The sequence below is a fragment of the Mesorhizobium sp. WSM4830 genome (assembly GCF_055811495.1).
The window spans coordinates 1-13,426 of sequence record NZ_JBVVQI010000045.1 but is presented as its reverse complement, the minus strand read 5'-3'; the positions used below and the strand labels follow the sequence as shown (position 1 = coordinate 13,426).

Sequence of the window (13,426 nt, the reverse complement as noted above, 5' to 3'; positions counted from 1 at the left end):
GAAAGCCGTCCGCGACCGATCCGGTGCCGGCGGTGCTGGCGCTGATTGCGCTGGCGTTGGGCTAGCGCATGATCCCTGAACCGAGCTGGAAAAGGATCATGCCCAAAATCAATTGCCACAGTGCCGGGGACCGCGGCCGATTTCAGCCGCCTGGATAGATTGGGCCGTAGCCGTTGGGATAGTATCCGCCATCGGCGCCGTTGCCGATCAGGAAGGCACTGCCGGTAGCCGCGCGCAGCTTTTGGCTGACATCGTCGAACTGCGCTAGCAACTGCTGATATTGCGTGCTCGGCATCGTTCCGTCGCGCGCAGCCCTCTTGGCGGCCCGATCGAGCTGAGCGAGTTGCGTGCGCAAGTCGCGCGCCTCGCCCGGCTCGAGCTTGTTCGCCCGGAGGGCGCCCTGGATACCCGTCTCCACGCTCTGGATCTGATTGATCAAGGCCGTCTCACGCGGGCCGGCGTAAGCGCCGGCAAACGGAACGGCGAGGAGAACTGTGGCGAGCGTAGCAGTCCTGAGATTCCTGGGAGCGAAGAAGCGCATGGTTGCGTCTCCTTTACTGGGGAAGGCGATGGTTGGGTGGTCCTGCCTTCCGGCCGCGGGCCGTCAGGTCCCGTCGCGTCGCGATGTGGGAGGCATCGCCGGCGGTTCCCGGCCCCCTTGCCAAAAAGCTAGTGACGCGTCGCGGCAAATTGTAATCAAAAAAAGGTAATTTCTTCGGGCCTTGCCGGCGCCGCGCCGGTGCCCTAGATGGCTCCGCCGCTTCGGCCGGACCCGATCCGGAGCATGGCGCAATTCAAATGGTTGCAGGTCAACGCTCGGTCAGCTTCAGCTCGATGCGGCGGTTCTTGTTGCGTGCCTCTTCGGTATCGGCGGGGTCGAGCGGCTGGAATTCGCCGAAGCCGGCGGCGACCAGCCGGTTGGCCGGCACGCCGTTCTCGATCAGGAACTTGACCACCGATGTCGAGCGCGCCGTCGACAATTCCCAATTGTCGCGGTAGCGGCCGGTGCCGGAGAGCGGCTTGTTGTCGGTGTGGCCGTCGACGCGCAGCACCCAGTTGATCTCCGGCGGGATCTCCTTTTGCAATTCGATGATGGCATCGGCGAGCTTCTTCATCTCGACCTTGCCGGCATCGTTGATCACTTCGGAGCCGGTCGGGAAAAGCACTTCCGACTGGAAGACGAAGCGGTCGCCGACGATGCGGATGTTCTCGCGGTCGGCGAGAATTTCACGCAAGCGGCCGAAGAAATCGGAGCGGTAGCGGTTCAGCTCCTGCACGCGTTGCGCTAGTGCGACGTTGAGGCGGCGGCCGAGATCGGCGATCTTGGTGTTGGATTCGCGGTCGCGCGTTTCGGACACGTCGAGCGCTTGTTCGAGCGCTGCGATCTGCTTGCGCAGCGCCGAAATCTGCTGGTTGAGGATCTCGACCTGGCTTAGCGCCTGCTGGCTGATCTGGCGCTGGCTGTCGAGCTCGCCGGAAAGTGCCGTTGCGCGCTGGTTGGCGGCGTCGCCGGCACCGGCGCCTTGCGCCAGCAATTGCTCGAGCCGGCTCTTTTCCGCCTCCGATGCGGACAGCGATGCCTGCAAATTGGCAAGGGTGTCCTCCTTGTCCTGCGTCGTCGAGCGCTCCAGCGCCAGAAGCTGGGTCAATTCGTTGATCTGCGAGTTGAGGCGGTTGAGCACCGTGTCCTTGCCGGAGATCTCGCGGCCGAGCAGGAACTGCGCCAGCACGAAGACCGTGAGCAGGAACATGATCGCCAACAGCAGCGTCGACAGCGCATCGACGAAGCCCGGCCAGTAATCGATGCGGCGGTCGGAGCGCCGGCCTCGTGCCAACGCCACGTCAATGCACTCCAGGCTTCTTCAAGGCGTCGGCGATCTTCTCCAGCGTGTTGCGCATCGCCTTTTGCTCGTCGGACTGGGCCTCGACCCAGTCGCGCATGATCTGCTGTTCCGAGCGCATGTTCTTGACCAGGCCGGAAATGCCGTCGGCGAGATTGGCCATGGCGGTGGCGACGCGCGGATTGGAGCTGCCGCCATTCTCCTGCAGTGTGCGCAGCTTTTCCGACAACAGCCGGATTTCCTCGGAGGGTTCGGTCTTGACTGCGTCGGCAACGACGATGTCGGAGGAGAGGTCGGTGACCGAGGACAGCCAGTTCTCGAGTTCGGTATAGAAGCGCGTCTGGGCGCGGCCGGCCTGCAGGTCGAGGAAGCCGAGCACCAGCGAGCCGGAGAGGCCGAACAGCGAGGACGAGAAGGCGGTGCCCATGCCGGCCAATGGAGCGGAAAGCCCCTGCTTCAGGGATTCGAGCACGGCGGCGGCATCGCCGGTGCCGGGATCGAGCGACTCGATGGTTTCGCGGATCGAGCCGATCGTGTTGAGCAGGCCCCAGAAGGTGCCGAGCAGGCCGAGGAACACCAGCAGTCCGACAAGGTAGCGCGACGTGTCGCGGCTTTCGTCGAGGCGGGTGGCGATCGAATCCAGCATGGTGCGCATCGAACTGGTCGAGAAGGCAATCGTCGAGGAGCGGCCGATCATCGCCTTCATCGGCGCCAGCAGCACCGGTTCGGTGGTTTCGGAACCGGCACGGAACGAGTTGACCCAGCGCACCTCGCGGAACAGCCGGCCGACCTGGACGAAGGCCAGCAGAATGCCGACCGCCAGCACGCCGATGATCAGGCCGTTGAGGCCGGGATTGGTGACGAAGGCGGTCGAGATCTGGCGGGTCAGGATGGCGGCGATAAAGGCCACGATGAAGAGAAAGATCACCATTGTCAGCAGAAACACCTGCGGGCTCGACAATTTGTGCGGATCGTAGATCAGAACGTCGGAGCGCCTGCCCATGCCGAAGGATCTGAGAAGAGTCATCCGTGCCCCGTTTCCGATGCCGTCGCCGCCGATCAATTTGTGTTTGCGACTCTAAACGGAATTGTGACGAAATTGAATGGCGCTTGGCAATATTGCCACTGTCCGCAACCGGAGGTCAAAGCCGGTTGATGACCAGGCAGTCGACCATGGCGGCCAGATGCAGGCCGGCGCCGGTGACGACAAAGCCATGCCACAGCGCATTGTGGAAGCGCAGGCCCTTCCAGGCGAAGAAGATCACGCCGCAGGAGTAGACGATGCCGCCGGCAACGATGAGCGCGATCGATGTCGCCGGCAGCGTCCGCACGAGCGGCTCCACCAGAACGATGCCGCTCCAGCCGATAGCCAGATAGAAGACGATCGCCAGCCGGTCGAAACGGCCGGGAAGAAAGACCTTGATGGCGATGCCGATCGCCGCGGCGGTCCAGACCAGGACGATCATCGAAACGGCCAGCGGCGAGCCGCCGAGCTGGGCCAGGAACGGCGTGTAGGTCGCAGCGATCAGCAGGTAGATCGCCGCATGGTCGAAGCGCCGCAATATCCATTTTGCCGGCGACGACACCGGCCAGACATTATAGGCCAGCGAAACCGACAGCACGGTGAGCAGCGAGACTACATAGAAGGCGGCGGCGACATATTCGCCGGGGCCGGTTCGATAGGCGGCCAGTGCCAGCAGCGTCGAGCCGGCAGCGATCGCCAGCACGATGCCGACGGCGTGAACGATGCCGTCGGCGATGATCTCGGCGCGCGAGTAATGCCAGCGCCCCATGAAGGGGATGTCGAGCTGGGAGAATTCGCTCTGGGATTGGGGCCGGCTGTTCGTCATCGATGATCCTGCGTCGCCTTATCTGGGCGGCCGCGGGACAGTATTTCAAGCTTTGGTTGCGGTTTTGCGACTGCGGCGCTTCAGCGCGGCGCGCCTCTATCAGCTGGCTGAGAGTGGCCTTTTTACAGTTTTCAACAGCGCGCGCTGGATGAGTTCGTTGCCGGCAACCAGTGAACCGGCGTTCAGCACATCCTGTCCCCCGGCGAAATCGGAGACGAAGCCGCCCGCCTCGCGGATCAGCAAAATGCCGGCGGCGACATCCCAGGCCGACAGGCCGGTTTCCCAGAACCCGTCCATGCGGCCGGCGGCGACGTAGGCGAGATCGAGCGAGGCGGAGCCGAGACGGCGGACGCCAGAGACCTCGGCCATGACATTGCGGAGCTCGATGAGGAAATTGCCGTGCTGGCCACGCCCGAGATGCGGCATGCCGCAGCCGATCACCGCATCGACCAGCTTGGTGCGGCCGGCGACGCGCAGCCGGCGATCGTTCATGAAAGCGCCGCCGCCGCGCTCGGCGGTATAGAGCTCATCCATCGCCGGATTGTAGACGACGCCGGCGACGATCTGGCCCTGGCGCTCCAGCGCGATCGAAACGGCAAAGAGGGGAATGCCGTGCAGGAAATTGGTGGTGCCGTCGAGCGGATCGACAATCCAGCGGTGCTGGCCGTCGTCGCCCTCGATCACGCCGCGTTCCTCCATCAGGAAGGCGTAGCCGGGCCGCGCCTTCGACAGTTCGGCAAAGACGATGTCTTCGGCCTTGCGGTCGGCCTGGCTGACATAGTCGCCCGGCCCCTTCATCGAGACCTGCAGGTTCTGCACTTCGCCGAAGTCACGCGACAGCGAGCGGCCGGCCTTCATTGCGGCCTGGACCATGACATTGAGGATCGCGGAACGCGCCATTGCTGTTCTTCCTGTCGCTGCGCCTATTTGCCTTGACGCATGATCTTATCCAAAAAGTCTGCAACTCTTTGGGATAACGCCTTAGTCGGCGCGGCGTACGTAAGTGATTTCGTTGGTATCGACGATGATGCGCTCGCCCGAGCCGATGAACGGCGGCACCAGCACGCGAATGCCGTTTTCGAGTATCGCCGGCTTGTAGGACGAGGCTGCCGTCTGGCCCTTCACAACCGGGTCGGCCTCGGTGATGGTCAGCGTCACCTGGTCGGGCAGCGAAATGCCGATCGGCCTTTCGTCATAGAGCTGGACCGTCACCATCATGCCGTCCTGCAGGAAGGCGGCGCGATCGCCGACGAACTCCTTTTGCAATTCGAGCTGCTCGTAGCTTTCGGTGTCCATGAACACCAGCGCGTCGCCCTGCTCGTAGAGGAAGGAAAAATCCTTCAGATCGAGCCGGATCTGCTCGACCGTCTCGGCTGAGCGGAAGCGCTCGTTGAGCTTGGTGCCGTTGATCAGGTTCTTGAGTTCGACCTGATTGTAGGCGCCGCCCTTGCCGGGCTTGACGGTGTTGGTCCTGACCGCCACCCAAAGGCCGCCATCATGCTCGATGACGTTGCCGGGACGGATTTCGTTGCCGTTGATCTTGGCCATGGTGAGGTGATCCGGAAATGAGATGATCGCCGCAAAGGGCAATTTGGCGCCTCCAAGACCACAAATCGCCAGCAGAGGCAAGGAGCGCCTTCCGATGAAGCGGCAACGAAGCTGGCCCGGCAGCGCGGCATGGCAGCCTCAGTCCGTCCCGACGGTCGCGATCACGGCCTCGGTCACCGCGTCGGCAACCTTTCTCAAAAGATGCAGGTGCGGCGAACGCAGCACGACAATTCGCAGCGACAGCTCGAGGCCGGGAGCGTCGACCAGGGCAATGCCCTCCGGCAGCTTTTCCCGCAACAGCCGCCTGGGCAGCAGGCCAAGGCCTTGGCCTCGACGAACCCAGTCGATCTGCAGCGCGCTGTCCTGAATCTCGGCGCCGACCACCAACCTGTGGCCGCCCTCGGCAAGGGCAGCCGCCAGCCGCCGGCGCGCGTCGCAAGGTTCAGGGCTGAGGACCCAGGGCATGGTCTTGACGTCGGCTTGCCGGCCGGTGTTTTCGGCAGCGATGATGCCGAGGGGCTCGGTTCCGACAACGCCGTCGCCAGTGTTTGAATTGCCGCCGTCCAGGATGAAGGCGAGGTCGAGCTGTCCGCGCTTGTGCTGGTCGGCCAACTCAAGGCTCCAGCCGCTCTTCAGGCGCAGCGAGACCTTCGGAAACCGCGCCACGGCATCAGCAATAGCGGCGGCCACGGCTTTGTCGCAAAGTCCATGCGCGAGGCCGAGCCGCAGCAGGCCCTCCGGCTCGTCGCCCCTGGCGAATGATCTCAGCGCGTCGACCGCGGCGAGAATGTCCTTGCCGCGTGCCAGCACCTCCACGCCGGCCGGGGTCAGTCGCGACGGCTTTAGCCTGCGGTCGAGCAATTCCGTGCCGAGCATCTCCTCCAGCCGCTGGATCTGGCGGGTGACGGCCGGCTGCGTCAAGGGCAGGCGTTGCGCCACCTTCTGAATCGAACCCTCCTCGGCAAAGAGGGCCAGTGTTTTCAGTTCTTCAAGCACGACGCACCCGAACATGTCATAGAAGCATAATTATCCTGAACATTATGAATTTGAAATCCGATGGATGGCAAGCGATTTTCCTCCGGCAGGACCCAGCCGGAAAGGAACGACGATGAAAGCGATCGAATTGCAGAGCCCGGGCGGCCTCGAGAACCTCAGAATGGTCGAGCGGCCGATGCCCGAGCCAGGGCGCCAGGAGATGATTGTGAAGGTGAAGGCGACGGCGCTGAACTACCGCGATGCCGAGATCGTCCGCGGCAGCTATCACACGAAGTTTGCATTGCCGCTGGTGCCGCTGTCGGACGGTGTCGGCGAAGTCGTTGCCATCGGCGCCGAGGTCAGCCGGTTCAAAATCGGCGACCGGGTCTGCGGCACGTTCTGGCAACGCTGGGTCGGCGGCAGTTTCGCCATGGCCGAGCCCTCCTATCAACGCGGCGGCCCGATCGACGGGCTGCTCAGCGAAGTTGCCCGCCTCGACGAACAGGCGGCGGTGCTGGCGCCGGCCAATCTGAGCGACCTCGAGGCGGCGACGCTGCCATGCGCCGGCGTCACGGCATGGCACGCGCTGTTTACGGAGGGCAGCGTCAAACCCGGCGACACCGTGCTTTGCCTCGGCACCGGCGGCGTTTCGCTGTTTGCGGTGCAGTTCGCCGCCGCCGCCGGCGCGCGCGTCATCGTGACGTCGAGCAGCGACGAGAAGCTTGCACGGGCAAAGCAACTTGGCGCGCAGGATGGCGTGAATTATCGCAGCGTCCCCGACTGGGCATCGGCCGTGCTCGGATTGACGGGTGGCCGCGGCGCCGACCATGTCATCGAGGTTGGCGGACCGCAGAGTTTCGCACAATCGCTGAGGGCAGCGGCGCGCGGCGCCCAGATCAACGCCATCGGCTATCTCGGCGGCAGTGACGGCGCCATCAACCCGCTCGAGATCTTCCGCCGGCAGGTCCGGGCGCGAGGCATACCGGTGGGCTCACGCGAATCCTTCGAGGCGATGAATCGCGCCATTGTCGTCAACCGGTTGAGACCGGTGATCGACCGGGTCGTGCCGTGGAGCCAGGCCGCCGAAGCCTTTCGGTACCTTGAACACGGCTCGCCCTTCGGCAAGGTCGTGCTCGATCATACGCAATGAGCCCGCCTGACGAGCCTGGGTGCGATGAGTCGCGAGATCGCGGTCAGGGCAGGCGGTTAGCCCGTTGCAGCGCCTGCTGCGTCTGCTCGTCGGTCAGGCCCTGCAGGAAATCGTCCATCTCCTGGTCGATGAGCCCGGCGCGGCGGGCGACAACATACCAGGCGCCGGCGAGGATCAGATCCGGGTCGGTGCCGATGCCGTTCATGTAGAGCTTGGCGAGACGGTTCTGGGCGGCGACATTGCCGCCTTCTGCGGCCTGCTTCATCCAGTTGAAGCCGGATTTCAGGTCGCGGGCGCCGCCGCGCCCCTCGATCATCCAGGTGGCGAGATCGATCTGTGCGGTGTCATAGTTCTGCCGCGCGGCCTGTGCCAGCAGGCCGCGGGCGCGGACATCATCGTGCGGCTTGCCGCCGGCGCCATTGGCGTAGACCTGTGCCATCGCATATTGTGCGTCGGCAAGCCCGGTCGCGGCAGCGCGCTCGTAATAGGATACGGCTTTGGCAATACCGGCATCGCCGGGCTCCTGTTCAACCATCAACTGCGCAAAATTGAACTGCGCCAGGCGGTTGCCCGCCTCGGCGGCGGCCTGCATCAGCGCATAGGCTTCCTTCTCGTCCTTTTTGACGTAGCGGCCGTCGAGCAGCATCAGCGCGTACTGGAATTGCGATTCCGGGACGCCCTGCTCGGCGGCAAGCGCGTACCACTTCGCCGCCCCTGCCGCGTCGACAGGCACGCCGAGGCCGCGCGACAATATCTCGGCCACCAGCGTCTGTGCCGCCGGATCGCCGTTTTGAGCACGGGAAAGCGCAAGGTTGTAGGCCGTCTTGTAGAGACCGCGCTGAAAGGCGCCGTAGGCGGCGTCGGACGGTTTTGCGCCGAAGCGGTCGGGGTTGATGGTATCGGCCGACGGCAACGGGGCGGTGGTGGCGGGCTGCGGCAATTGTGCGGCGATCGGCTTGTCGGCAGCTTCGCTGGAATCCGGCCTGGGCTGCGGCAGCGGAACGGGTTCCGCCGCTATCGCCTGCGTCACGGCCGTTGCGAGAAAGGCGCTGAAAAGGATTGTCCGCGAGAGCACGTCAGTCCTCGAAGCGCGGCGCGGTTTCGTCGAGCAGCGCGTTGGCGGCAGCAACCGCCATCTTCGGATCGACGCCGTCGGCAAAGACGGCGCTGGACAGCGCCACGAATTCGGCGCCGGTGGCGGCGACCGCTTCCACCGAGGCAAGATCGGATCCGGCCATGACGATGCAAGGGATCTGGATCACGTCCGCCCACCATTGCCCGAGCGACAGGTTGCGGGGGTGCGGTTCAGGCTTGTTGTCGTAGCCGAAGCGGCCGAAGAAAATGTAATCGGGCCTGACCTCGCCGAGTTCCAGCGCATCGTCGCGGGTCTTGGCACCGCCGGTGCCGACCAACATCCTGGCCTGGAAATGTTCGATCGTTTCGGCGAGCTCGTCCTTGCCGACCTCGACATGGATGCCGTCGGCCTGGACGCGGCCAGCGATGCGGGTGTCGCCGGCAATGATGACGGCAATCCCGGCCGCTTGCGCCACCGGCACGATCTGTTCGGCAAAGGCCTGGAAGGCGGCCTCGTCCAGGCCGTTTTCCGGCAGGATGAGCGAGGCGACGTCACCGCCGTCGAAGGCTGCGGCGATGCGCTCGGCAGGCACGTTCGGCGGCGCGATCAGCACGATACGGCAGCGGTTGGGCGGCGTTGCGTCATTCATTGATGTTCGATCCCGGTTATCGCCTATGCCGGGCGAAGATGGTTGCATTGCGGCATAGAGCAAAGTGCGGGGATTGAACAGGCGGCAGGAGGATCACGATTGCCATCAACGATTCCATGGGGCTCGGCGCATGACTGCCGTTGGCCGAAATTCTCCTCGCCTGGTCGCTTGCGGCCCTACGCAGGCACCTTCGATTTCCACAGCGACCAGCCGAGATTCATGCCGGCGGCGGCGACCAGGATGGCGGCGGCGCCGACGATCTGCGCCGGATGCAGCCGATGGCCGAAAGCGACGACATCGACGAGGATGGCGACGACGGGATAGATGAAGGACAGCGATCCCTGCAGATGCGTCGGCAGCTTCTGGATGGCGCCGTACATGAGGATGTACATCAGGCCGGTATGGACGATGCCGAGCATCGCCAGCATGACCCAGCTCCGCGCATCGACGGGAAGGTGGGTGAGATCGGCGAAGGGTGCCAGCATGAGAACGCCGACGCAGACCTGGATCAGGGCGATCAGGTGCGGCGGCGTGCCTTTGAGTTTCTTGGTGACGATAGCCGCAACGGCCCAGAAGAAAGCCGCCGCGAGCGCCATCGCAATGCCGGTAAAGTAATCCGTACCATGGTCGCCTGCATCGGGCGCGGCCTGCACGATCAGCAGCATGCCGGCAAAGGCGATGCCGAGCCAGGTCAGCTTGGTCATCGTCAGCCGTTCAGAGAAGAAGAGGGCGCCAAAACCCACCAGCATGAAAGGCTGCGTGTTGTAGACAGCCGTGGCGATCGAGATCGATGCGCGAGAAAACGCGCTGAACAGCAGCAGCCAGTTGATGACGATGGCAGCCCCGCCGAGAGCCGCGATCGCGACGATGCGAAGCGACAGCCTGCCGCGCAACAGCCCAAGGGCCGCGCAGATGATCAGCAGCGTTACCGCCCCGAAAGCACAGCGCCAGAACACCACGTCCATGATGGGTTGGCCGGAAAGGACGACGAACCAGCCGATCGTGCCGAGGATCGCCATCGCCGCCGTCATTTCGATCGTGCCGCGTACCGTGTTGTCCATGGATGCTCCTGAAAACCCGTTGAGATTTTATAATCCCAAGGCGGATCGGGCCTTTCCATGACTTGTAGCTGGTGATATGCAGAATGAACCTAATTTAATTAGGTAAACATCGGCTTTTTCTTGGAATTGTAAAATGCTGGACGAGCTCGACAGAAAGCTTCTCGATATCCTGGTCAAGGATTCACGGACTTCGCTAAAGGAACTGGCGCTGCAGGTCGGGTTGTCGTCGCCAAGCGTTTCAGAGCGGCTTCGGCGGCTTGAGGATCGCGGCGTTATTCGTGCGTTCACCATCGACATCGATCCGCAGGCGCTCGGCTACGCCTTGCAGGCGATCGTTCGCATCCGGCCATTGCCGGGCAAGCTGCACATCGTCCAGAAGCTGATCGAGGAAATCCCCGAATTCGGCGAATGCGACAAGGTGACGGGCGATGACTGCTTCGTTGCGCGGCTGTTCGTCCGCTCGATCGGCGAGCTCGACGGGATTCTCGACCGCATCGCCGACAAGGCCGAAACCAGCACCGCCATCATCAAGGCGCAGCCGATCCGGAGACGCCCGCCGCCGCTCGATATGCCAAGCATGTGACGGCGTTCGGTGGCGTGGCCCACATATTTGCGGTCGCGGTCCGGTCATTTCTGGTCTATTCCAGAGGTCAACTTTTTCTCCAGCTTCCCTTCCCCCATGTCAGGCCTGCTCGTCGATCCCTGGTTCTATGCCGCGGCCATTCCGGCCGTCATCCTCGTCGGCCTGTCGAAAGGCGGCTTCGGCGGCGCCGTCGGCTTTGTCGGCGTGCCGTTGATGGCGCTGACCATGCCGCCGGTTCAGGCTGCCGCAATCCTTCTGCCAATTCTGTGCCTGATGGACATTGTCTCGGTGTGGACATGGTGGGGCATCTTCGACCGCAAGATGCTGGCCGACATGATGCCCGGCGCCGTGATCGGCATCGCCCTTGGCTGGCTGACGGCGGCACTTGTAACCGAAGAGATGGTGCGGCTGATCGTCGGCGCGGTTGCCTTGATCTTCGTGCTGCGCTGGCTCTATTTGCAATTCCGTCACGGTGCCGGCCACGCAGCGGAGCCCAACCGCGTCGCCGCCGGCTTCTGGGGTACCGTTGCCGGGTTCACCAGCTTCGTCGCCCATGTCGGCGGTCCGCCTTTTCAGGTTTATGCGCTGCCGATCAGGCTCGATCCGAAGGTGCTGTCGGGCACCGCGGCGATTTTTTTCGCGGTCACCAATGCGCTGAAGCTCATCCCTTATTTCGCGCTCGGTCAGTTCGATACCACCAATTTGACCGCGTCTGCGGTGCTGATGCCGCTGGCACCGCTGTCGACAATCGCCGGCGCCTGGCTGGTGCGGCGGATGCGGCCGGAGCTGTTCTACCCCTTCACCTATGCGACCGTAGCGGTCGTCGCAGTCAAGCTTCTGTGGGACGGCATCGCCGGCCTCCTGTAAGACGGCGGCCCCTGTCGGCCGCCGCCGGATTCCTTATACCTCAGGCGGCACTCGGCAGCAGTGGCCGCGTCCTGCCAAGCGCGAGCGCCGCGCCGGTTGCCAGCACGAACGCCATGCAGCCCAGAATGGTGATGTCGTCCAGCGTCGGCTTCAGCACCATGTCCGCGATGATCACCAGCATCACCGAATAGTCGAAGCGCGCGGCGCTGAGGACGCGCTGGCCCTGGGCAAGCACGGCCGGCGTCACGCCATCCTTGGCGATCATGCCTGCCATGCGGTCGGCAGTCGGCTTGAAGATGAACATGCCGATGCAGAAGGTCGTCGCATAACCGGCAAGGCCGATCAGCACCCACAGATCGGAAAAGCCGACCCAGAAGCCGCACATGATGAGGCCGAAGAGCAATGTCAGCATCGACATCGGCGCGAAGAACCGGTTGCCGAGCTCGCCGGTGGCGCGCATCGCCTGCAGCATGCCTTCGACGTTTCCAGCGCGGTCGGCGCGTACCGCAAGCAGCATCAGCGTGAAGCCGCCGCCGACCCAGAGGATCGCCGAGACGATGTGCAGAAATTTAACGGCCGAGTACCAGTCCATTGTTCGCTCCTTGAGAGATTTTCATGATTCCGGAGCGCAAGGTTTGCTCCGCCTCGTTTGCGAGGAGCGGGGCGTTTAGCGTGGCGCCTGTTTCGGAACGATGTCGCGCGCGGTGCGGTTTTGTTTCGGTAAGCCGGTCACGATCTGGAGGAACCGTGGCGCAAGCGCGTCGCCCCACCTTCCAGCCAGCGGTGTGAACGGCGCCCTGGCCGGACAGCTGTGCTGTTACGGCACAGATGCTGGGCGCTTGATAGAAAAATATACCCTGCGTTAAGGCTTCGTTAAGCTTTACGGGCGTTTACTATGTCCATCCAGTGATCTGGATTCTTACCGAGTGGTTGGAGCCACTTTGTTTGACGCCTCCCTGTTAAACTCCTGAGAGCCGCCTTATCCGCGGCTCTTTTTTTATTCGCCGGCATGGACGTCTTGCGGCTAAATGCGGCCGTTAACCGTTTGTTAAACATGTGCTTGCCTTCGCTGGCAGCGAAGCGCATTTTCAAGCTTCAGTCGTTTAGGCTGCCAGATGTGGCGGCCAAGAGCCGAATCGGCCGGCTGTCAGGCAAGTGCAGGGGCGTAGCGATGAACGAGCCTTCGAAGGCGAGCGCGAAAACCATCAAGCTGGCGGAGCGCCGGGTTTTCTCCCAATCCTTCAAGCCGCTCTATCAGGAAGGCATGGGCCTGGTCGAGCAGGCGGCCGAATATCTCGACGGCAAGGGCCGCGCCGAAGCCAAGAAGCTGTCGAGGCTGGCGGCGACGCTTTATGCGGCCGAATCGATGCGGCTGACCACCAGGCTGATGCAGGTCGCCTCGTGGCTGCTTTTGCAGCGGGCGGCGAATTCCGGCGAGATGACCCGCGATCAAGTGGCCTCCGAAAAATCCAAGGTGCGTCTCGACACCGCCTCGGCGCATGACGAGGCGCCCGGCTGGGCCGAGCTGCCGAAGGATTTCATCGACCTCGTCAACCGCTCGCTGCGCCTGCAGGCGCTGGTGCGCCGCATGGACGAGGAGATCTATGGCGGCCTCGCCGAGGTGCCGCCGTCGAGCCGTCGCCTCAATCCGGTGTCCGACCAGATCACGCTGCTCAACACGGCTTTCGCCCGCGGCTGAGAGACCGTTTGGAAACTCTACTCCAGCGGCCATCTGGCGGCGTTTTCTCCACTTCCGGTGCTCATATGTGGACGGCCCCCTGCTTGCAAGCATTGGTTCGGATAGTTTGATCGGATCGCTTGCGCTCA

15 protein-coding genes are annotated in these 13,426 nt (G+C 63.5%); 4 read left to right on the top strand and 11 right to left on the bottom strand.

The genetic code is table 11. From position 1 onward, the window contains the following. Positions 1 to 142: 142 nt before the first annotated feature. The 7 genes from AC0L2Y_RS31785 to AC0L2Y_RS31755 form a co-directional block, all read right to left on the bottom strand. A complete protein-coding gene (locus tag AC0L2Y_RS31785) occupies positions 143 to 541 on the bottom strand; it encodes a hypothetical protein (protein WP_473561899.1) in 399 nt (132 codons plus the stop codon). Between the two features lie 268 nt (positions 542 to 809). Then, positions 810 to 1,841, bottom strand: coding sequence for a peptidoglycan -binding protein (locus tag AC0L2Y_RS31780; protein ID WP_352465687.1), 1,032 nt, complete (start codon positions 1,839 to 1,841; stop codon positions 810 to 812). 1 nt (position 1,842) lies between these two features. Then, a complete protein-coding gene (locus AC0L2Y_RS31775; RefSeq protein WP_352489246.1) occupies positions 1,843 to 2,868 on the bottom strand; it encodes a MotA/TolQ/ExbB proton channel family protein in 1,026 nt (341 codons plus the stop codon). Between the two features lie 115 nt (positions 2,869 to 2,983). Then, positions 2,984 to 3,691 carry a PAQR family membrane homeostasis protein TrhA gene (gene trhA, locus AC0L2Y_RS31770; protein ID WP_473561897.1) on the bottom strand — a complete coding sequence of 236 codons (708 nt, stop codon included), beginning with the start codon at positions 3,689 to 3,691 and terminating at the stop codon, positions 2,984 to 2,986. A 99-nt stretch (positions 3,692 to 3,790) separates the two neighbouring features. Next, complete coding sequence (locus AC0L2Y_RS31765; RefSeq protein ID WP_473561896.1) at positions 3,791 to 4,591, bottom strand: inositol monophosphatase family protein; 801 nt, start codon at positions 4,589 to 4,591, stop codon at positions 3,791 to 3,793. Between the two features lie 81 nt (positions 4,592 to 4,672). Then, positions 4,673 to 5,239, bottom strand: a complete 567-nt coding sequence (gene efp / locus AC0L2Y_RS31760; RefSeq protein WP_292664037.1) for an elongation factor P — start codon at positions 5,237 to 5,239, stop codon at positions 4,673 to 4,675. Between the two features lie 138 nt (positions 5,240 to 5,377). Beyond that, positions 5,378 to 6,235 carry a LysR family transcriptional regulator gene (locus AC0L2Y_RS31755; protein ID WP_473561895.1) on the bottom strand — a complete coding sequence of 286 codons (858 nt, stop codon included), beginning with the start codon at positions 6,233 to 6,235 and terminating at the stop codon, positions 5,378 to 5,380. A gap of 112 nt (positions 6,236 to 6,347) precedes the next feature. Between AC0L2Y_RS31755 and AC0L2Y_RS31750 the strand changes: the two genes are divergently transcribed. Further along, entirely contained in the window at positions 6,348 to 7,364 is a 1,017-nt protein-coding gene (locus AC0L2Y_RS31750) for a zinc-dependent alcohol dehydrogenase family protein (protein ID WP_473561893.1), read from the top strand. A 43-nt stretch (positions 7,365 to 7,407) separates the two neighbouring features. On the opposite strand, the gene AC0L2Y_RS31745 is transcribed toward AC0L2Y_RS31750, so the two are convergent. From AC0L2Y_RS31745 to AC0L2Y_RS31735, 3 genes are all read right to left on the bottom strand, one after another. After that, entirely contained in the window at positions 7,408 to 8,439 is a 1,032-nt protein-coding gene (locus tag AC0L2Y_RS31745) for a tetratricopeptide repeat protein (protein ID WP_352564660.1), read from the bottom strand. A 1-nt stretch (position 8,440) separates the two neighbouring features. Beyond that, positions 8,441 to 9,088, bottom strand: coding sequence for a thiamine phosphate synthase (locus AC0L2Y_RS31740; RefSeq protein WP_352564658.1), 648 nt, complete (start codon positions 9,086 to 9,088; stop codon positions 8,441 to 8,443). 176 nt (positions 9,089 to 9,264) lie between these two features. Further along, positions 9,265 to 10,149, bottom strand: a complete 885-nt coding sequence (locus AC0L2Y_RS31735; protein WP_473561891.1) for a DMT family transporter — start codon at positions 10,147 to 10,149, stop codon at positions 9,265 to 9,267. 133 nt (positions 10,150 to 10,282) lie between these two features. On the opposite strand from AC0L2Y_RS31735, the gene AC0L2Y_RS31730 reads away from it, so the two are divergent. Together AC0L2Y_RS31730 and AC0L2Y_RS31725 are read left to right on the top strand one after the other, a co-directional pair. Continuing rightward, positions 10,283 to 10,732 carry an Lrp/AsnC family transcriptional regulator gene (locus AC0L2Y_RS31730; RefSeq protein WP_473561890.1) on the top strand — a complete coding sequence of 150 codons (450 nt, stop codon included), beginning with the start codon at positions 10,283 to 10,285 and terminating at the stop codon, positions 10,730 to 10,732. 96 nt (positions 10,733 to 10,828) lie between these two features. Beyond that, the gene (locus tag AC0L2Y_RS31725) at positions 10,829 to 11,599 is read left to right on the top strand and encodes a sulfite exporter TauE/SafE family protein (protein ID WP_473561888.1); all 771 of its coding nucleotides are present in this window, start codon (positions 10,829 to 10,831) and stop codon (positions 11,597 to 11,599) included. Positions 11,600 to 11,639: 40 nt separating this feature from the next. Here the strand turns inward: AC0L2Y_RS31725 and AC0L2Y_RS31720 are convergent, their stop codons facing one another. Further along, entirely contained in the window at positions 11,640 to 12,191 is a 552-nt protein-coding gene (locus AC0L2Y_RS31720) for a DUF2269 family protein (RefSeq protein ID WP_473561886.1), read from the bottom strand. A 579-nt stretch (positions 12,192 to 12,770) separates the two neighbouring features. On the opposite strand from AC0L2Y_RS31720, the gene rcdA reads away from it, so the two are divergent. Further along, positions 12,771 to 13,298 carry a protease adaptor protein RcdA gene (rcdA, locus tag AC0L2Y_RS31715; RefSeq protein WP_352450833.1) on the top strand — a complete coding sequence of 176 codons (528 nt, stop codon included), beginning with the start codon at positions 12,771 to 12,773 and terminating at the stop codon, positions 13,296 to 13,298. Positions 13,299 to 13,426: the final 128 nt, after the last annotated feature.

What these genes read in the sequence shown, in the direction of transcription:
- AC0L2Y_RS31725 (WP_473561888.1), top strand. Translation starts at nt 10,829, where the DNA reads ATGTCAGGCCTGCTCGTCGATCCCTGGTTCTATGCCGCGGCCATTCCG.
- AC0L2Y_RS31740 (WP_352564658.1), bottom strand. Translation starts at nt 9,088, where the DNA reads ATGAATGACGCAACGCCGCCCAACCGCTGCCGTATCGTGCTGATCGCG.
- trhA (WP_473561897.1), bottom strand. Translation starts at nt 3,691, where the DNA reads ATGACGAACAGCCGGCCCCAATCCCAGAGCGAATTCTCCCAGCTCGAC.
- AC0L2Y_RS31750 (WP_473561893.1), top strand. Translation starts at nt 6,348, where the DNA reads ATGAAAGCGATCGAATTGCAGAGCCCGGGCGGCCTCGAGAACCTCAGA.
- efp (WP_292664037.1), bottom strand. Translation starts at nt 5,239, where the DNA reads ATGGCCAAGATCAACGGCAACGAAATCCGTCCCGGCAACGTCATCGAG.
- AC0L2Y_RS31785 (WP_473561899.1), bottom strand. Translation starts at nt 541, where the DNA reads ATGCGCTTCTTCGCTCCCAGGAATCTCAGGACTGCTACGCTCGCCACA.
- AC0L2Y_RS31720 (WP_473561886.1), bottom strand. Translation starts at nt 12,191, where the DNA reads ATGGACTGGTACTCGGCCGTTAAATTTCTGCACATCGTCTCGGCGATC.
- AC0L2Y_RS31775 (WP_352489246.1), bottom strand. Translation starts at nt 2,868, where the DNA reads ATGACTCTTCTCAGATCCTTCGGCATGGGCAGGCGCTCCGACGTTCTG.
- rcdA (WP_352450833.1), top strand. Translation starts at nt 12,771, where the DNA reads ATGAACGAGCCTTCGAAGGCGAGCGCGAAAACCATCAAGCTGGCGGAG.
- AC0L2Y_RS31730 (WP_473561890.1), top strand. Translation starts at nt 10,283, where the DNA reads ATGCTGGACGAGCTCGACAGAAAGCTTCTCGATATCCTGGTCAAGGAT.
- AC0L2Y_RS31735 (WP_473561891.1), bottom strand. Translation starts at nt 10,149, where the DNA reads ATGGACAACACGGTACGCGGCACGATCGAAATGACGGCGGCGATGGCG.
- AC0L2Y_RS31765 (WP_473561896.1), bottom strand. Translation starts at nt 4,591, where the DNA reads ATGGCGCGTTCCGCGATCCTCAATGTCATGGTCCAGGCCGCAATGAAG.